Here is a 17,740-nt window from a genome sequence, read left to right on the forward strand (position 1 = left end):
CCCAAGATGGCGCGTCTCCTCCCCATCGCTGCGCGACGGGGAGGAGACGCGATTACATATTCGGATAGTTGGGGCCGCCGCCGCCCTCGGGCGTGGTCCAGACGATGTTCTGCGACGGGTCCTTGATGTCGCAGGTTTTGCAGTGGACGCAGTTCTGGGCGTTGATGACGAACTTCGGATCGGCCTTGTTGACCTCGTCCGCATAGACGACCTCGTAGACGCCGGCCGGGCAGTAGAGGCGCGCGGGCTCACCGTATTTCGGCAGGTTCACGCGGATCGGCACGGAGGGGTCGATCAGCTTCAGGTGGGCCGGCTGTTCCTCGGCGTGGTTGGTGTTGGAGATGAACACCGAGGAGAGCTTGTCGAACGACAGCTTGCCGTCCGGCTTCGGATAGACGCGCGGCTTGTGCTTCGAGGCCGGCTCGGTCGAGGCCGCGTCGGTCTTCGCGTGTTTCATCGTCCAGGGCATGGTGAGGCCGAAGGACGACAGCCACATCTCCGCGACCCCGAAGGCGCCGCCCAGCGTCGTGCCGAACTTCGACAGATAGGGCTTGGCGTTGCGGACGGCCTTCAGCTCCTTCGCGACCCAGCTGTTCTCGTAGGCGGTCTGATACTCCACCAGTTCGTCGCCCGAGCGGCCGGCCATGACGGCGTCGTAGGCGGCGTCGGCGGCCAGCATGCCGGTCTTCATGGCGTTGTGGCTGCCCTTGATGCGGGGGACGTTCACGAAGCCGGCCGAGCAGCCGATCAGAGCGCCGCCCGGGAAGGCCAGCTTCGGCACCGACTGGAAGCCGCCCTCGGTGATGGCGCGTGCGCCGTAGGAGATGCGGGTCCCGCCCTCCAGATGTTCGGCGATGGCGGGGTGGTGCTTGAACCGCTGGAACTCGTCGAACGGCGACAGGAACGGGTCCTTGTAGTTCAGGTGAACGACGTAGCCGATGGCCACGTAGTTGTCCCCGAAATGGTACATGAAGGAGCCGCCGCCGGTGAACTCATCCAGCGGCCAGCCGGTGGTGTGCTGGGCTAGGCCGGGACGGTGCTTCTCGGCCGGGATCTGCCACAGTTCCTTGAGGCCGATGCCGAACTTCTGGGGCTGTGAGTCCTTGGCCAGCTGGTGGCGGGCGATGATGGTCTTGGCCAGCGAACCGCGCACGCCCTCGGCGATGAAGACGTACTTGCCGTGCAGCTCGATGCCCGGCTGGAAGTCGCCCGTGGGCTGGCCGTGCTTGTCGATGCCGAAGACGCCGGCGACGACGCCCTTCACCCGGCCGGTGGGTTCGTCCCAGACGACGTGGCTGGCGGCCATGCCGGGATAGACCTCGACGCCCAGCGCTTCGGCCTGTTCGCCCAGCCAGCGGGTGACGTTGCCGAGCGAGGCGATGTAGCAGCCGTCGTTGTGCATCATCGGCGGCAGGAGGGGCATGGGCAGGCTGGCCTGACCCATCGGCCCCAGAATCATGAAGCGATCCTCGGTGACCGGGGTCTCCAGAGGGGCGCCGCGTTCCTTCCAGTCGGGGAAGAGCTCGTTCAGGGCCCTGGGGTCGATGACGGCGCCGGACAGGATGTGGCCGCCGACCTCGGCGGATTTCTCCAGCACGGCGACGTTGATCTCCTTGCCGTCCTTTTCCGCCCGCTGCTTCAGGCGGATGGCGGCGGCGAGGCCGGCGGGGCCGCCGCCGACGATCAGGACGTCGTATTCCATGACCTCGCGCTCGACGCCCTGCAAAGCCTCGAGCGGCGGCAGGTTGTCGAGGATGGCTTCCTGCGCGGGGGTCGTCGCGCCGCCTTCGATCGCTTCCTCGGCCATGTGGTTTCTTATTCCTCGTCCAACGTGTGGTTATCCGTATATCCAAAGGTGACGTGAGGGCGGTCAAGGATTATCCCTGCGAACCAAACTCATGAACGCAGAACCCCGAGACATCGCCGCGATCGAAAGCCTGCTCGCCTTCTGGGCGGACGCGGGCGTGGACGCCTGCTTCGAGGATGCGGCGGTCGATCGGACCATCGTGATCGCGCCGGCCCTGAAGGCCGTGGCCAAGGCGACCGAGTCGGTCACGCCGGCCGTGAACACGGCGGATCAGACGTCGGAGGCGCGGCGGCTGGCCAACGGCGCGGACACGATGGAGACGCTGGCCGAGGCGGCGGCGAGCTTCAAGGGCTGCGAACTGGTCGGGATGGGGGCGCGGCAATGTGTCTTCGGGCGCGGCGATCCGCAGGCGCCGGTCCTGATCGTCGGCGAGGCGCCGGGGGCGGACGAGGATGCGGCGGGGCAACCCTTCGTCGGCAAGGCGGGCAAGCTGTTGGACCGGATGCTCGATGCCGCGGGGCTGACGGGGAAGGTGTTCATCACCAACACGGTGTTCTGGCGACCGCCGGGCAACCGGACCCCGACCCCGCAGGAACAGGCCGTCTGCGCGCCCTTCGTGGAGCGGGCCTTCTATCTAATGAAGCCACGGGCGGTGCTGCTGCTGGGGGCCGCCTCGACCAAGTCGGTGCTGAAGACCGAGGACGGCATCATGCGGACGCGCGGGCAGTGGAAGGAGTGGCGGCTGGCCGAGGGAGACGTCTCGGCGCCCGTCATGCCGACGCTCCATCCCGCCTTCCTGCTGCGCCAGCCCCAGGCCAAGCGGCAGGTGTGGGCGGACCTTCTGGAGCTGGCGGCCAAGCTGGACGAACCGCCAAGCTCGTGAGGCCAAAGTTATAGTTTCGCCGTGATTTCCACGGATTGAGGCGGCCGTCGCCTTGCGGCATACTTCTTGTTTGACGACCGATCGCAGAGCACGCGCCTCCCCTCTCCGGGACGCGAAGCACGAGGGGGCCGCCGCCTTGTTCAGTTTCCGCCGCCACGCTCTCGGAGCGTCGACGCTTGTTTTGCTGCTCGCCACTGGTGCGAGCCCGGCCCTGGCCGCCCCGGAACCCTATCTGTCCGTCGCCGCCGCCGAGGCGGGCGCAGGCGCGCCCGAGGCCGAGGGCGAACAGGGCATCCGGATCAGCACCAACGCCCTCTCCAACGCCGACCGGCTGAGCTACACCAGCGCCTTCGACGCCCTGCGCCGGGGCGATCTGGACGCGGCCCGCGCCGCGGCCCGTCAGGCGGGCGACCGCGTCCTTCTGGGACAGGTCGAGTTCGAGCGGCTGTTCCACCCCGACTACACCGCCAGCTACGACGAGCTGGCGGCCTGGCTTCAGGACTATGCCGATCTGCCGAGCGCGCAGCGGGTCTATGGCCTGGCCATGCGGCGTCGTCCCGACGGAGCCGAAGAGCCGCGCCACCCGACCGGAACCTTCTTCAGCCGCGCCTGGGACCAGGTGGCGGCCGCCGGCGGCAACTCCGAGGCCGACCCGGCCAAGGCGGCCCGCGTCGCCCTGAACCGCGACGACCTGCAAGGCGCCATCGCCCAGGGCGAGGAGATCGGCGACTGGTGGGTCGTGGGCCTGGCGGCCTGGCGCACCGGCGACTATCCCCGGTCCTACACCGCCTTCGAGCGCGTCGCCGTGGATCCGACCGAGGACGGCTGGACCCGTTCGGGCGCCGCCTTCTGGGCCGCGCGCGCCGCCGGCCAGATCGGCCGCCAGGACCGGATTCAGGAGTTCCTGCGCCTGTCCGCCCGCTGGCCCGCCACCTTCTACGGCCAGATCGCCCTGCGTCAGCTGGGCGAAGAGCCGGTCATGCTGAACGGCGACGGCCCCGTCCCCTATGAGGCGGTGGCCCGCACCTCGACCAGCGACGGCCCCATCGGCGTCAACCAGCGCGAGATGGACGACTTCCTGAACAGCGACGCCCGCGCCCGGCGCACCGTCGCCTTCTACGAGATCGGCCGCTCGGGCGACGCCCGCGACGAGCTGAGGAACGGCATCCGCACCGCGACGGACCGGACGCGCCGTCTGTGGACCGGGCTGGCGCGCGTGCTGGGTCCGCGTCTGGGCGGCAACAGCAACGATGCGACCCGGATCGACGTCTCCAGCTACCCGATGCCGGACATCGTGCCCGAGGGCGGCTGGACTCTGGAACGATCGCTGGTCTACGCGATCGCGAGGAAGGAAAGCGGCTTCAACGCCTCGGCCCGGTCGCCGGTCGGGGCCTACGGCCTGATGCAGGTGATGCCCTCGACGGCGGCCGAGATGACGGGCGACCGGGGCTTCGTCTCCAGCCCGCAACGGCTGTTCACGCCCGCGACCAATGTCCGCCTGGGCCAGACCTATGTGAACCGGATGCTGGCGCGGCCGGAGTTCCAGGGCGACCTTCTGCGCGCCGTGGCCAGCTATAACGCCGGGCCGGGCCCGATGCTGGGCGCCCTGCGTCGTCTGGGGCCGGACGCCGATCCCCTGCTGCTGATCGAGACCATCGACGTGCCGCAGGCGCGGGAGTACGTCGAGAAGGTCGTGGCGGCCTACTGGATCTATCAGCGGATGACGGGCGGGCCGCTGCATACGCTGGACGCCGTGGTGGCCGGCCAGACCCTGATCCCCATAGGCCTGGACTATGTCGCCCCGCCGCCGACCCCGTTCCAGCCCATGGGCGAGGCGGTTCAGGTGGCCTCCATGAGCCCGGTCGGGACGCGCTAAGCCGGAGCGGATTGGACTCTGGAGGCCCCGAGTCCAAAGAGTCCAATTCCTAAAGCGACACGCGAAGATACGCCCGCAACGAACCAGTCTGGATCAGACTTTCTGCGGCGGCGGCGTACCGCCGACCTGACACCCTAGAGGATGCTGCCGACCAGGGAGGCGCAGAGGCAGCAGCCGACGAGGATGAAGACGCCATAGGTCATCAGCGTCGGGCGGCGTTGGGCCGTCGGCGGGGTGATGACAGGGGCGGTCGTCGTCTGGGCGGACATGGCGGTTTTGGTCTCGGTTCGATCAGGACCGTAACGCCGTTCCCTTAAAGGCCGGTTCGCAGGTCTGATTAATCGGTGGTGACCCGGACCTAAGGCCGAACGGTGACAGCCTGTTCCGCCCATTCGAGGAAGTCCGGCTGCTGTAGCAGTTCCGCCACATATTTTGCCGCCACGCCATCGGAGTCGCCGTGGGCGGCCAGATCGATCTGATAGTGGCGGAAGCGGGTAGCTAGCGGCGTGAAGAAGGCGTCCGGCATGGACCATTCGCCGAACAGATAAGGGCCGCCCGCACCGAAGCGAGCGCGCATCTCGGTGACGATGGCGACGAAGCGGCGGACGTCGGCGGCGACGCTCTCCGAGGTCGGGGTGGGGGCGCGGTCGGGACCGACCATGGTGTGGATGATTCCGGCGGCGTCGGGCCCCATGCCGCACTCGTTACGCAGCGCCCCGAAACCGGAGTGCATCTCGCAGGCCACCGACCGGGCCAGCCAGCGGGCATGGGCGTCGGCGGGCCAGAATTTGGCGTCGGGGAACCGCTCGGCCGCGAAGACGCAGATGGCCATGGAGTCCCAGATGGTCACCCCGTCGACGTTGAGCACCGGCACCTTGCCCGTCGGCGAGGCCTCGGCCAGGGCGGCGGGCGATTCCGGGCCGTAGAGCGGCACCTCGCGCACGGTGAACTCCGCCCCGCACCGCTTAAGCACCAGCCAGGGGCGCAGCGACCAGGTCGAGAAGGTCATGTTGCCGACGACGAGTTCCATGGTCGCTCCGTTGCGCCCATTTTGGGCGCATGATAGGGTCTGGATATGCGGATCATATCCCGACGCACCTTGCGCGAGTTCGCCGAGTCTCGCGAGGGACACAAGGATCATTCGGGATTGAAGTCCGCGCTGGACGCCTGGTTTGCGGAAGTGAGCCGGGCGGACTGGAAGACCACGGCGGACGTGAAGCGCCTGTACGCGACCGCCAGCATCGTGAGCGCCGACCGGATCGTCTTCAACATCAAGGGCAACGACTACCGGCTGATCGTGGCCGTGGACTTCGAGAAGGGGATCGTCTGGATCAAATGGATCGGGACGCACCGCGACTATGACCGCATCGACGCGAAGGACATCGACCATGGCTGAGTTGAAACCCATCCGAACCGAGGCCGACCACGAGGCGGCCATGGAAGAGGTCGCGGCCCTGTGGGGGGCGGTGTCGGACACGCCGGAGGGGGATCGTCTGGACGTGCTGGTGACCCTGATCGACGCCTGGGAGGCCGCCAACATTCCGATGGATCCGCCCGACCCCATCGACGCCATCCTGTTCCGCATGGAGCAGCAGGGGCTGACGCGGAAGGATCTGGAAGGGGTCATCGGCACCCGCACCCGGATCGCCGAGGTGCTGAACGGCAAGCGGGGCCTGTCGATCGAAATGATCCGCCGCCTGCACGAGCAGTTGGGCATCCCGGCGGAGGTTCTGATCCGTCAAACGCGCCGCGCGGCTTGACTCCTGGGGGTTCGGCGACGACACCCCCCGCCCATGATCACGCGCTATTCCCGCCCCGAAGCCGTCGCCATCTGGTCCAGCGAGACCAAGTACAAGATCTGGTTCGAGATCGAGGCCCATGCCGCCACCAAGATGGCCGAGCTGGGCGTCATCCCGACCGAGGCCGCCGAGGCGATTTGGGCCAAGGGCAAGGATGCCGCCTGGGACTCGGACCGCATCGACGAGATCGAGCGGACGACCAAGCATGACGTGATCGCCTTCCTGACCCACGTCTCCGAGACGGTGGGCGAGGAAGCCCGGTTCCTGCACCAGGGGATGACGTCGTCGGACGTGCTGGACACCTGTTTCGCGGTCCAGCTGGCGCGGTCGTCGGACCTGTTGATCGCGGGCGTCGACCGGGTGCTGGCGGCGCTGGAGGCGCGAGCGAAAGAGCACAAATTCACGCCGACCGTGGGCCGTTCGCACGGCATCCACGCCGAGCCTGTGACCTTCGGTCTGAAGCTGGCCGGCTATCACGCCGAGTTCCAGCGGGCGCGGCGTCGTCTGGTCACGGCCAAGGAAGAGATCGCGACCTGCGCCATCTCGGGCGCCGTCGGGACCTTCGCCAACGTCGATCCGGCGGTGGAAGAGTATGTCGCCCAGAAGATGGGTTTGCAGGTCGAGCCCGTCTCGACCCAGGTGATCCCGCGCGACCGCCATGCGGCCTTCTTCGCGGCTCTGGGCGTCGTCGCCTCGTCGATCGAGCGTCTGGCGGTGGAGATCCGCCACCTGCAGCGCACCGAGGTGCTGGAGGCCGAGGAGTTCTTCGACAAGGGGCAGAAGGGTTCGTCGGCCATGCCGCACAAGCGCAACCCCATCCTGACCGAGAACCTGACCGGTCTGGCCCGTCTGGTCCGGTCGTCGGTCGTCCCGGCGATGGAGAACGTCGCCCTGTGGCACGAGCGGGACATCAGCCACTCCTCGGTCGAGCGCGGCATCGGGCCGGATGCGACCATCCACCTGGACTTCGCCCTGAACCGTCTGGCCGGGGTGATGGAGCGGCTGCTGGTCTATCCGGAGAACATGCAGAAGAACCTGGATCGTCTGGGCGGCCTGGTCCATTCGCAGCGGGTGCTGCTGGCCCTGACGCAGCTGGGTCAGTCGCGCGAGGATTCGTATGCGGCCGTGCAGCGCAATGCGATGAAGGTGTGGCGCGGCGAAGGCAACTTCCTCGACTTCCTCAAGGAAGACCCCGAGGTCATCGTGCCGGACGCCGAGCTCGAGGCCCTGTTCGACCTCGGCTATCACACCAAGCATGTGGACACGGTGTTCCGGCGGGTGTTCGGCGCGGCCTGAGAGTTGAGTTGAAATATGGTGCGAAAAATCGTACCATATTTGGATGCAGCGTCTCGCCGCCCAGATCGCTGTCAGCGTCTCCGACCTGAAAAAGAGCCCGAGCGCCGTTCTTGAGGGCGCCAGCGGTGAAACCGTTGCGGTGCTGAACCACAACCGGGTCATGGCCTATATGGTCCCGGCGGCGACCTATGAGGCCATGCTGGATCGGCTGGACGATCTGGCCCTGGTCGAGACGATTCGCGCGCGCGCTGACGAACAGCCGGTTCGTGTTTCGCTCGATGAGCTTTGAGCTCCAATTCCTGCCCTCCGCACTGAGGGAGTGGAAGAAGCTGGGAGCCCCCATCCGGGAGCAGTTCAAGAAGAAGCTGGCCGAGCGGCTGGTCGTTCCGCGGGCGCCTAAGGACGCGCTGCATGGCCTGCGCGACCACTACAAGATCAAGCTGCGAAGCGCCGGCTATCGGCTCGTCTATCGGGTCGAGGACGAAATCGTGACGGTTACCGTGGTCGCCGTCGGCAAGCGTGATGGCGGCGAAGTCTACGAACTTGCCGAGAAACGCCGATGACATCGACGATCAAGAGGGCCTTCGCCCCCGTCGTGGACGAACGGACCCGGCTCTTGGTACTGGGTAGTCTGCCTGGCGACGCCTCGCTGAAGGCGGCGCAGTATTACGCCCATCCAAAGAACGGATTCTGGCGGCTGATCGGCGGGGTCGTCGAGCGCGACCTGGTCGCCCTGACCTATGAGGATCGGCTGGAGGCGTTGAAGGCGGCGGGCGTGGGGCTGTGGGACGTGATCGCCTCGGCGGAGCGGCCGGGCAGTCTGGACGCCGCCATCCGGTCGCCGGAGGCCGCCGATCTGAGGGGCCTGATCGCGGGCCTGCCCGAGCTGAGGGCCGTCGCCTTCAACGGCGCGACGGCCGCGCGAAATGGACGCAGGGCGCTGGCCGGGCTGGAGGGGCTGACCCTGGTCGACCTGCCCTCCTCCAGCCCGGCCCACACTCGACCTCTGGCCGAGAAGGCGGCGGCCTGGGCGACCCTGAAGCCGGTGCTGCGCGAGAGCGTCGAGCGGTAAAATGGGGTTCGGGACGCATCCTTTCGCGCCCCCGCCCGTCTCTTGATCAGATGTCGCCGATCACAGGCGACCCCTCAGGAGAAGACGCCATGACCACCCGCATCCTCATTCTGACCGTCGCCTCGGCCGCCCTCGTGGGCCTGGCCGCGTGCAACAACGCCGAGACCGAAAAGGCGCCCGCCGAGGCGACGCCGGCTCCGGCGACGGCCCCCGCGACGATGGACCCTGTCGTCGGCGGCGCGCCGATGAGCCCGAACGAGACCATCGTCGCCAACGCCGCCAAGGCCTCGAACCTGACCACCCTGGTCAGCGCGGTGCAGGCCGCCGGCCTGGCCGAGACCCTGTCGGGACCGGGGCCGTTCACGGTCTTCGCCCCGGACAACGGCGCCTTCGAGAAGGTGCCGGCCGCGACGCGCGAGGCCCTGATGGCGCCGGCGGGCAAGGCGGACCTGACGAAGCTTCTGACCTATCACGTCGTGCCGGGGCGCATGACCGCCGCCGATCTGGCCACCCAGGCCCAGGCGAACGGCGGCAAGGTGGAGCTGACCACCGTGCAGGGCGGGACGCTGACGGCCACGGTCAACCCGGACGGGTCGGTCACCCTGACCGACGCCAAGGGCGGAATGTCGCGCGTCACCCAGTCCGATGTTCTGCAGTCGAACGGGGTCGTACACGTCATCGACACCGTGGTGATGCCGAGCTGATTTTTTCGGTGAACCTTTTGCGGACTGCCGCATTTTCACAGTGCGCAAGACGCAAAGATGTCGGGTGAGGCTATCCCCCCAGCCCCCGATGAAGGAAGGGCCGCAGATCCCCCGCTGCGGCCCTTTTTCCTTGTCCGAAATCGTCTCCTCCCCGTTCGCCGCTTGGCGAATGGGGAGGTGGCGCGGCGCGTCTTCAGCGCCGTGACGGAGGGGGCGAGATGATGTGAGGAGTGAGGGTTGGCGGGTGCTCGCTCATCGATAGCGAGTCGCCCCCTCCGTCAGCTCGCGAAGAGCTCGCCGCCACCTCCCCATCGCTGCGCGACAGGGAGGAGACGCGTCATAGGGGTTACTCCCCGGCGCGAATCTGGTCGCGGGCGACGGAGCCCAGTTCGTCCATCTTGGAGCGGATCTCGCCCTCGGAGACGGTCAGGCCCGAGGCCTTGAAGTCGCCGGCGACCTTGCGGAAGACGTCTTCCTCGCCCGGCTGTTCGAAATCGGCGCGGACGACGGCCTTGGCGTACTCCTCGGCCGAATCGGGGCTGAGCTCCATCTTCTCGGCGGCCCACAGTCCCAAGAGCTTGTTGCGCCGGGCCATGGCCTTGAACTCTTGCTCCTGATCGAGCGCGAACTTGGACTCAAAGCCCTTTTCCCGATCATCGAAGGTCGTCATCAGTCGTCAGTCCATACGTCACGGGCCATGAGGAGGGCGGCCTCGCCGGGGTGGTCTATGACCCGGCGTCAACGAACGCAACGGATATCCGCGTCCGTTAACCGCCCCGCTCACGGACGATCCCCATGTGTGGCTTTCATCCGCCCGTCGCCGTCGTTTGTGTCGCAGGGCGCATTCCGCTATGAAGCGGCCGACCTATTTCCCGCTCAGCTCGAGACCGGATCGCGCCGCCCAGACGACACTCTGGCCGCGCGATTTTCGTTTTCGGGCCATGGCGCATCCCCGGCCGTGACCATGACGATGAATCCGAAGCGCAAGAAGATCTACGAAGGCAAGGCCAAGATCCTGTACGAGGGCCCCGAGCCCGGCACCCTGATCCAGTACTTCAAGGACGACGCCACGGCGTTCAACGCCCAGAAGAAGGCCACGCTGGAAGGCAAGGGCGTCATCAACAACCGTATCAGCGAGTTCGTGATGAGCCGCCTGAACGGCATCGGCGTCACCAACCACTTCATCAAGCGGCTGAACCTGCGCGAGCAGCTGATCCGCGAAGTCGAGATCATCCCGCTGGAAGTCGTGTGCCGCAACATCGTGGCCGGCTCGCTGGCCACGCGTCTGGGCCAGGAAGAGGGCACGCCCCTGCCCCGCTCGATCATCGAGTTCTACTACAAGAAGGACGAGCTCAACGACCCGATGGTCACCGAGGAGCACATCACGGCCTTCAACTGGGCCTCGACCCAGGAGATCGACGACATCCTGGCCATGACGCTGCGCGTGAACGACTATCTGTCGGGCATGTTCGGCGCGGTCGGCATCACCCTGGTGGACTTCAAGATCGAGTTCGGCCGGGTGTGGGAGAACGACTTCGCCCGCGTCATCCTGGCCGACGAGATCAGCCCGGATTCGTGCCGCCTGTGGGACTCGAACACCGGCGAGAAGCTCGACAAGGACCGCTTCCGTCGCGACCTGGGCGACGTGATCGAAAGCTACACCGAGGTGGCCCGCCGCCTCGGCATCATGAAGGACATGCCGACCGTGATCCAAGGGGGACTGCACTGATGGCCAAGGTCAAGGTTCACGTCTTCCTCAAGAACGGCGTGCTGGACGTTCAGGGCAAGGCCGTCGAAGGCGCCCTCAAGGGTCTGGGCTGGAACGTCGAGAACGCTCGCGTCGGCAAGCTGATCGAGTTCGATTTCGACGGCGCCGATCCGGCGGGTGAAGCGAAGAAGATGTGCGAGACCCTGCTGGCCAATACGGTCATCGAGAGCTACCGCATCGAGGTCGCCTGACGGCAACCGCTCCGGCGGGCGGTCGTTCAGACGCCGAACCGCAACAGGAGCGACCGATGGCCTTCACCCTCACCTCGACCGACTTCAAGGACGGCGACGTCCTGCCGGACGCCCATGTGAAGGCGCTGGGGAACACCTCGCCGCAGCTGGCCTGGTCGGGCGCGCCGGAGGGGACGAAGTCGTTCGCGATCACCTGTTATGATCCGGATGCGCCGACGGGGTCGGGCTTCTGGCACTGGACGGTGGCGAACATCCCGGCGGAGGTCAGCGAGATCCCGACCGGCGGCCCCGTGCCGTCCGGCGCGGTCGAGGGGCGGACCGACTATGGCGCGCCCGGCTTCGGCGGGGCCGCCCCGCCTCCGGGACACGGGCCGCACCGCTATATCTTCACGGTCTTCGCCGTGGGCGTGGAAAAGCTGGACGTCACGCCCGACAACTCCGGCGCCGTATTCGGCTTCAACCTGCATTTCCACACCCTGGCCAAGGCCTCGATCACGGCGATCTACGAGAACAAGGGCTGAGCCGTCGCAATGGTAAGTGATCGACGATAAGCTGAGCCTCGGTTGAAGCGGGGGCGTACGGACCTATGTTGCGGCGCAACAACCGTTCCCCTCGATGAATTGCATGACGCCTGTCGATTGCTCGTCCGCTGACACCCTCGCGGCGGCGCCGCCCCGTAGCGGGAGCGCCGTCGCCCTGGTGCTGATCGCCCTGGCCATGGGCGGCTTCTCCATCGGCATCACCGAGTTCGCGGCCATGAGCATCCTGCCGGACTTCGCGACCGGTCTGGGCGTGGACGAGCCGACGGCGGGCCATGCGATCAGCGCCTATGCGGCCGGGGTCGTGGTCGGGGCGCCGATCCTGGCGGCGTTCGGGGCGCGGTTGCCGCGCTGGCTTCTGCTGGTCGGGCTGATGGGGATGTTCGCCATCGCCAACACCCTCAGTGCGTTGTCGCTGAATTTCGGGACCATGCTGGTCTTCCGCTTTCTGGGCGGCCTGCCGCACGGGGCATATTTCGGCGTAGCCGCCCTGGTCGCCGCCTCGGTCGTGCCGCTGGAGTTCCGGACGCGCGCGGTCTCGACCGTGCTGATGGGGCTGACCGTGGCGACGGTGCTGGGCGTGCCGGTCGTCAACATCATCAGCCAGACCTGGGGCTGGCGCTGGACCTTCGGCATCGTCGGGGTCCTGGCGGTCCTGACCATGACCCTGGTCGCCCTGTTCGCCCCGCGCGATCCGGCCCACCCCGACGCCAGCCCCTTGCGGGAACTGTCGGCCCTGAAGAATCGGCAGGTCTGGTTGACGCTGGGCGTCAGCGCCATCGGCTTCGGCGGGATGTTCGCGGTCTATGCCTATCTGGCCTCGACCCTGCGCGAGGTGACCGGGGTCGGGCCGCACATCCTGCCCTGGGTCTTCGCCGTCTTCGGCGTGGGGATGTTCAGCGGCAACATCCTGGGCGCCTGGGCCGGAGACCGGTTCGGGTTCAAGGCGGCGGCGGGGGTTCTGATCTGGAGCGCCGTCGCCCTGGCCCTCTATCCGCTGGCGTCCCAGAACCTGATCTCGATGATGGTCGTGGTCCTGTGCATCGGCGCGGGCGGCGGCCTGGGGTCGATCCTGCAGACGCGGCTGATGGACGTGGCCGGCGAGGCCCAGACCCTGGCGGCGGCGCTGAACCACTCGGCCTTCAACACCGCCAATGCGCTGGGGCCGTTGCTGGCCGGGGCGGCGTTGACAGCCGGGTTCGGTTGGGGCGCGACGGCCTGGGTCGGGGTGGCCCTGACGCTGGGCGGACTGGCCGTCTGGGTCTGGGCGGCGCTGGATGGGCGGCGCGCTCAACCCTGACGTTTCCCTTTTGTTCGGATCATGCTAAGGTCACGCCATGGCTGAAGCGACCAACGACCTCATCTACGAAGTCCTGAAGTCGATTCAGGCTCGCCTCGACCGCATGGACATGACCATGGGAGAGGTGAAAGGCGAGCTGCAGGCTATCCGCCAGCATCAGTTGGCGACGTCTCAGGAGGTCGGGAACATCTACGTGAAACTCGGTCGTCACGACGATCAGTTGAACCGGATCGAAACGCGCCTGGGCCTTCTCGACCCCGCCCACTGACATTCCGTCCGAACCCTGCTACAGGCCCGCGCCATGAGCGCAGCCGTCATCGTCTTCCCCGGTTCCAACTGTGATCGGGACTGCAAGGTCGCCATCGAGCGGTCGACCAACGAACGGGTCGAGATGGTCTGGCACCAGGAGACCGAGCTGCCTTCGGGCCTCGACCTGATCGTCCTGCCGGGCGGATTTTCCTACGGCGACTACCTGCGCTGCGGGGCCATGGCGGCCCAGTCGCCGATCATGCAGGCCGTTAAGAAGGCGGCCGACGACGGCGTGGCCGTGGTCGGTATCTGCAACGGCTTCCAAATCCTGTGCGAGGCCGGGATGCTGCCGGGCGCCCTGCTGCGGAACGCGGGCCTGAAATACGTCTGCAAGCCGATCTCGCTGGAGGTCACCAACGGCCAGACCCGTTTCACCGCCGGCTATCAGGGCCAGCGCGAGGTGGTCATGACCCAGGGCAACGGCGACGGAAACTATTTCGCCGACACAGAAACCCTGGCCCGGATCGAGGGCGAGGGTCAGGTAGTCTTCCGCTATGTCGACAACCCGAACGGCTCGGTCGCCAACATCGCCGGCATCCAGAATGCGCGCGGAAACGTGCTGGGCATGATGCCCCACCCGGACCGCGCCTTCGAGGCCGAACTGGGCTCGGCCGACGGCGCGACCCTGTTCCGGTCGATCTACGCGGCGGCTTAAGCCTCGTCTTCATCCTCGTCGCGCTCGAGGGTGCCCTCGGCGCCGGATTCGCCGATCGAGGCCAGTTCGCGGGCGCCGACGCCCAGTCCCTGTTCGATGGCCAGGTTGGTTTCGACCTCTTCGGTGTTCAGGTCGTCGGGGGTCTTGGGATCGGCCATGATGGGCTCCTGTTCAGTTGCAGATGAAGCGAACGCCGGGCCGTGCGGTTCCGGCTGAACCTTGGCCGTCCGTGCGCGTAGTGTCGGGCATGAGCAGCACCACACACCCGACCCTCGTTCCCGCCGATCAGCCGCAGCAGACGCGGCGGCTGGCCGTCTTCGCCTGCGCCCTGTTCGCCGTGGTCATCGGCCAGTTGCAGCAGCTGGCGAACCTGGGCCAGACGCCGGCCGAGTTCGCGGCGGACAGCGATGCGACGCTGAAGGTCGTCGGCTGGGCCTTCGCCATCTGGGGGCCGATCTATCTGGGGCTGATCGTCTATGCGGTGCGGCAGCTGCTGCCCAAGACGCATGAGAGCGAGATGCTGAGGGCGTTCGGGTGGCCGTCGGTGCTGGCCCTGCTGGGCATCGGCTGGTGGATCCTGGCGGCGGCGTGGGACGCCGAGGTCGCGACCATCGTCCTGATCTTCGGCTCGCTGAGCGTGCTGTTGATCCCCTTGCTGCGGAAGGCCTCGGCGATCCGGGCGCTGTCGAAGGGCGACCGGGATCGGTGGATGACGGTCTATCCGCTGGCGGCCCTGGCCGGGTGGCTGACGGTGGCGGCGCCGGTCAATCTGCTGACGGTGGCGACGGGGAACGGCGACCTGCCCCCTGCCCTGCCGCCCACGGCCTGGGCTCTCATCGCGGTGGTGCTGGCGGCCGGGATGGGGCTGCTGGTGACGTGGCGGACGCGGGTGCTGGCCTATCCGGCTCCCATCGCCTGGGGCCTGATCGGGGTGTTCGCGGCCGAGCAGGAGAAGGGCAATGCGGTGTTGGCGTTTGGGGCCCTGGCCGCGGCCCTGGTGGTGCTGGGCGGGTCGCTGGCGATCGCCCTCGGTCTGCGGCCCCGGACCTGAAGCGTCAGTCGTCGTCCTCGACCGGGTCGAGCGGAAGGATGTGGTTCTCCGCCTAACGGCCGATGCGTTCAGCGAGGCTGGAGGCGCCGGCGTCGTCGGCGGAAATGATCGGGGTGTCCGGATCTTCCGGCGTGGCGGCGGGATCGATGGGCGCGTGGGTCATGGCGGACCTCCGGGTTGCCCTTGGACAATCCGTCGCAGGCCGCGACGTTCCCGAATCCGAGGAACGGCCGCTCGGATCACGCCCCGGCTTGGGTTCGCCGCAGAGTCCCGCTATGAGGCGCGGCCATGAGCGCTCCCAAAAAGACCATCGCCGAACTGGCCGCCGAATACGGCCTGAACCCCGCTGAATATCAGGTCGTCCTCGACCGGCTGGGGCGCGAGCCGAACCAGCTGGAGCTGGGGGTCTTCTCGGTGATGTGGTCCGAGCACTGCTCCTACAAGTCCTCCAAGATCCACCTGGGCAAGTTCCCGACCAAGGGGCCGCGCGTCATCTGCGGACCGGGCGAGAACGCCGGCGTGATCGACATCGACGACGGCGACGCCTGCATCTTCAAGATGGAGAGCCACAACCACCCCAGCTTCATCGAACCCTATCAGGGCGCGGCGACGGGCGTGGGCGGCATCATGCGCGACGTCTTCACCATGGGCGCGCGTCCGGTGGCCCTGCTGAACGCCCTGCGGTTCGGCGACGTGGGTCACGAGAAGACCAAGCGCCTGGTCAAGGGCGTCGTCTCGGGCATCGGCGGCTACGGCAATTGCGTCGGCGTGCCGACGGTGGCGGGCGAGACGAACTTCCACAAGGGCTACAACGGCAACATCCTGGTCAACGCCATGTGCGTGGGTCTGGCGAAGGCGGACGCCATCTTCTACTCGGCGGCGCCGGGCGCGGGGATGTCGGTCGTCTACTTCGGCTCCAAGACCGGCCGGGACGGCATCCACGGCGCGACCATGTCCTCGACCGAGTTCGACGACGAGTCGGAATCGAAGCGTCCCACGGTTCAGGTCGGCGATCCCTTCGCCGAGAAGCTGCTGATCGAGGCTACGCTGGAGCTGATGGCCTCGGGCGCGGTCGCCGCCATTCAGGACATGGGCGCGGCAGGCCTGACCTCGTCCTCGGTCGAGATGGCCGGCAAGGGCGGCGTGGGCATCGAACTGAACATGGACGACGTTCCCCAGCGGGAAACCGGCATGTCCGCCTATGAGATGATGCTGTCGGAATCGCAGGAGCGGATGCTGGCGGTGCTGAAGCCGGGCCGCGAAGCGGACGGCTATCGCATCTTCGAGAAGTGGGGTCTGGACGCCGCCGTCATCGGCAAGACGACCGACACCGGCCGTCTGATCCTGAACCACCACGGCGAGGTCGTCTGCGACGTGCCGCTGGCGCCCCTGTTCGACGATGCGCCCCTGTACGACCGTCCGTGGGTCCAGCCGGAGCTGCATCCGCGCCTGAACCCCGGCGAAGTGCCCGCCCCGACCGTCTGGGAAGACGCGGTGCTGAACGTGCTGACCTGCCCGGACATGGCGTCCAAGCGCTGGATCTGGGAGCAGTACGACCGCCACGTCATGGCCGACACGCTTCAGGACTCGGCCACCGGCGCCGATGCGGGCGTGGTGCGGGTGCACGGGACGGACAAGGGTCTGGCCGTCACCTCGGACTGCACCCCGCGCTATGTCCAGAACGACCCCTATGAGGGCGGCAAACAGGCGGTGGCCGAGGCGTGGCGCAACCTGACGGCCGTGGGGTCGCTGCCGATCGCCATCACCGACAACCTGAACTTCGGCAATCCGCAGCGGCCCGAGATCATGGGCCAGATCGTGCGCGCCATCGACGGTATGGCCGAGGCGTGCGGTGCCCTGGACTTCCCCGTCGTGAGCGGGAACGTGTCGCTCTACAACGAGACCAATGGCGTCGCCATTCCGCCGACCCCGACGGTGGGCGCGGTGGGCCTGCTCAAGAACTACGACGTGGTCACCGGCTTCTCGACCATGGCGGACGGGGACACGCTGATCCTGATCGGCGAGACGCACGGGGAACTGGGCGCATCCATCTATCTGCGCGAGGTTCTGGGCCGCGAGGACGGGGCGCCGCCGCCGGTGGATCTGGCGCTGGAACGCAAGACCGGCGACTTCGTGCGGGCCGAGATCGAGGCGGGTCGCCTGACCTGCGTTCACGACCTGTCGGATGGCGGTCTGGTCGGCGCGGCGGCGGATCTGGCCCTGGCGTCGGACTGCGGCGTGGTGCTGGATGCGACCAGCGCGGCCCACGCCCATGTCCTGCTCTTCGCCGAGGATCAGGCCCGCTATCTGGTGGCCGTGCCGAACCCTGACGAAGTGCTGGCCGCGGCGCGCGAGGCGGGGCTGCACGCCTCGGTCGTGGGTCACGCCAAGGGCGACGCCTTCGCCTCCGCCGACCTGTTCAGCATCCCGATGGCCCACCTGCGCGAGATGCACGAAAGCTGGATGCCGGCCTGGATCGAAGGCTGAGGC

General features: G+C 67.5%; 22 protein-coding genes. 17 read left to right on the top strand and 5 right to left on the bottom strand.

What is annotated here, in order from left to right:
- Nucleotides 1-52: 52 nt before the first annotated feature.
- Nucleotides 53-1,702: an electron transfer flavoprotein-ubiquinone oxidoreductase gene (locus ACETK8_RS16770; protein WP_374039423.1), complete on the bottom strand. Its 1,650-nt coding sequence runs from the start codon at nt 1,700-1,702 to the stop codon at nt 53-55.
- A 196-nt stretch (nt 1,703-1,898) separates the two neighbouring features.
- Here ACETK8_RS16770 and ACETK8_RS16775 point away from each other — a divergent pair, with 196 nt between their 5' ends.
- A complete protein-coding gene (locus ACETK8_RS16775; RefSeq protein WP_374036961.1) occupies nt 1,899-2,690 on the top strand; it encodes a uracil-DNA glycosylase in 792 nt (263 codons plus the stop codon).
- A gap of 181 nt (nt 2,691-2,871) precedes the next feature.
- Nucleotides 2,872-4,566: a lytic transglycosylase domain-containing protein gene (locus tag ACETK8_RS16780; RefSeq protein ID WP_374036962.1), complete on the top strand. Its 1,695-nt coding sequence runs from the start codon at nt 2,872-2,874 to the stop codon at nt 4,564-4,566.
- A 134-nt stretch (nt 4,567-4,700) separates the two neighbouring features.
- Here the strand turns inward: ACETK8_RS16780 and ACETK8_RS16785 are convergent, their stop codons facing one another.
- A complete protein-coding gene (locus tag ACETK8_RS16785; RefSeq protein ID WP_374036963.1) occupies nt 4,701-4,835 on the bottom strand; it encodes a hypothetical protein in 135 nt (44 codons plus the stop codon).
- 89 nt (nt 4,836-4,924) lie between these two features.
- Nucleotides 4,925-5,596, bottom strand: a complete 672-nt coding sequence (locus ACETK8_RS16790; protein ID WP_374036964.1) for a glutathione S-transferase family protein — start codon at nt 5,594-5,596, stop codon at nt 4,925-4,927.
- A 45-nt stretch (nt 5,597-5,641) separates the two neighbouring features.
- Between ACETK8_RS16790 and ACETK8_RS16795 the strand changes: the two genes are divergently transcribed.
- The 7 genes from ACETK8_RS16795 to ACETK8_RS16825 all read left to right on the top strand — a co-directional run bounded on the left by ACETK8_RS16795 (nt 5,642) and on the right by ACETK8_RS16825 (nt 9,437).
- A complete protein-coding gene (locus ACETK8_RS16795) occupies nt 5,642-5,962 on the top strand; it encodes a type II toxin-antitoxin system HigB family toxin (RefSeq protein WP_374036965.1) in 321 nt (106 codons plus the stop codon).
- The gene (locus ACETK8_RS16800) at nt 5,955-6,326 is read left to right on the top strand and encodes a helix-turn-helix domain-containing protein (RefSeq protein WP_374036966.1); all 372 of its coding nucleotides are present in this window, start codon (nt 5,955-5,957) and stop codon (nt 6,324-6,326) included. Before ACETK8_RS16795 ends, ACETK8_RS16800 begins: the two co-directional genes overlap by 8 nt.
- Nucleotides 6,327-6,359: 33 nt before the next feature.
- Complete coding sequence (purB, locus tag ACETK8_RS16805; RefSeq protein WP_374036967.1) at nt 6,360-7,661, top strand: adenylosuccinate lyase; 1,302 nt, start codon at nt 6,360-6,362, stop codon at nt 7,659-7,661.
- 43 nt (nt 7,662-7,704) lie between these two features.
- Nucleotides 7,705-7,950, top strand: a complete 246-nt coding sequence (locus ACETK8_RS16810) for a type II toxin-antitoxin system Phd/YefM family antitoxin (protein ID WP_374036968.1) — start codon at nt 7,705-7,707, stop codon at nt 7,948-7,950.
- Nucleotides 7,940-8,224, top strand: coding sequence for a type II toxin-antitoxin system RelE family toxin (locus ACETK8_RS16815; RefSeq protein WP_374039424.1), 285 nt, complete (start codon nt 7,940-7,942; stop codon nt 8,222-8,224). Before ACETK8_RS16810 ends, ACETK8_RS16815 begins: the two co-directional genes overlap by 11 nt.
- Entirely contained in the window at nt 8,221-8,733 is a 513-nt protein-coding gene (locus ACETK8_RS16820; protein ID WP_374036969.1) for a DNA-deoxyinosine glycosylase, read from the top strand. Before ACETK8_RS16815 ends, ACETK8_RS16820 begins: the two co-directional genes overlap by 4 nt.
- Before the next feature lie 89 nt (nt 8,734-8,822).
- The gene (locus tag ACETK8_RS16825) at nt 8,823-9,437 is read left to right on the top strand and encodes a fasciclin domain-containing protein (RefSeq protein ID WP_374036970.1); all 615 of its coding nucleotides are present in this window, start codon (nt 8,823-8,825) and stop codon (nt 9,435-9,437) included.
- Nucleotides 9,438-9,783: 346 nt separating this feature from the next.
- Here the strand turns inward: ACETK8_RS16825 and ACETK8_RS16830 are convergent, their stop codons facing one another.
- Nucleotides 9,784-10,107, bottom strand: a complete 324-nt coding sequence (locus tag ACETK8_RS16830; protein WP_374036971.1) for a DUF1476 domain-containing protein — start codon at nt 10,105-10,107, stop codon at nt 9,784-9,786.
- Between the two features lie 300 nt (nt 10,108-10,407).
- Between ACETK8_RS16830 and purC the strand changes: the two genes are divergently transcribed.
- From purC to purQ, 6 genes are all read left to right on the top strand, one after another.
- Entirely contained in the window at nt 10,408-11,166 is a 759-nt protein-coding gene (purC, locus tag ACETK8_RS16835) for a phosphoribosylaminoimidazolesuccinocarboxamide synthase (protein ID WP_374039425.1), read from the top strand.
- Complete coding sequence (purS, locus tag ACETK8_RS16840; RefSeq protein WP_374036972.1) at nt 11,166-11,396, top strand: phosphoribosylformylglycinamidine synthase subunit PurS; 231 nt, start codon at nt 11,166-11,168, stop codon at nt 11,394-11,396. Before purC ends, purS begins: the two co-directional genes overlap by 1 nt.
- A gap of 56 nt (nt 11,397-11,452) precedes the next feature.
- Nucleotides 11,453-11,917 carry a YbhB/YbcL family Raf kinase inhibitor-like protein gene (locus tag ACETK8_RS16845; RefSeq protein ID WP_374036973.1) on the top strand — a complete coding sequence of 155 codons (465 nt, stop codon included), beginning with the start codon at nt 11,453-11,455 and terminating at the stop codon, nt 11,915-11,917.
- 103 nt (nt 11,918-12,020) lie between these two features.
- Nucleotides 12,021-13,235, top strand: coding sequence for an MFS transporter (locus ACETK8_RS16850; protein WP_374036974.1), 1,215 nt, complete (start codon nt 12,021-12,023; stop codon nt 13,233-13,235).
- Nucleotides 13,236-13,272: 37 nt separating this feature from the next.
- Nucleotides 13,273-13,503 (top strand): hypothetical protein, encoded by a 231-nt coding sequence (locus ACETK8_RS16855; protein ID WP_374036975.1) that lies wholly within the window; start codon nt 13,273-13,275, stop codon nt 13,501-13,503.
- 33 nt (nt 13,504-13,536) lie between these two features.
- Nucleotides 13,537-14,199 (top strand): phosphoribosylformylglycinamidine synthase subunit PurQ, encoded by a 663-nt coding sequence (gene purQ, locus ACETK8_RS16860; protein WP_374036976.1) that lies wholly within the window; start codon nt 13,537-13,539, stop codon nt 14,197-14,199.
- On the opposite strand, the gene ACETK8_RS16865 is transcribed toward purQ, so the two are convergent.
- Nucleotides 14,196-14,357, bottom strand: a complete 162-nt coding sequence (locus tag ACETK8_RS16865) for a hypothetical protein (RefSeq protein ID WP_374036977.1) — start codon at nt 14,355-14,357, stop codon at nt 14,196-14,198. The genes purQ and ACETK8_RS16865 overlap by 4 nt on opposite strands.
- 89 nt (nt 14,358-14,446) lie before the next feature.
- On the opposite strand from ACETK8_RS16865, the gene ACETK8_RS16870 reads away from it, so the two are divergent.
- Nucleotides 14,447-15,250 carry a hypothetical protein gene (locus ACETK8_RS16870; protein ID WP_374036978.1) on the top strand — a complete coding sequence of 268 codons (804 nt, stop codon included), beginning with the start codon at nt 14,447-14,449 and terminating at the stop codon, nt 15,248-15,250.
- A 288-nt stretch (nt 15,251-15,538) separates the two neighbouring features.
- Nucleotides 15,539-17,737: a phosphoribosylformylglycinamidine synthase subunit PurL gene (gene purL / locus ACETK8_RS16875; protein ID WP_374036979.1), complete on the top strand. Its 2,199-nt coding sequence runs from the start codon at nt 15,539-15,541 to the stop codon at nt 17,735-17,737.
- Nucleotides 17,738-17,740 lie beyond the last annotated feature (3 nt).

The organism is Brevundimonas staleyi, assembly GCF_041893865.1.
Lineage (GTDB): Bacteria > Pseudomonadota > Alphaproteobacteria > Caulobacterales > Caulobacteraceae > Brevundimonas > Brevundimonas staleyi.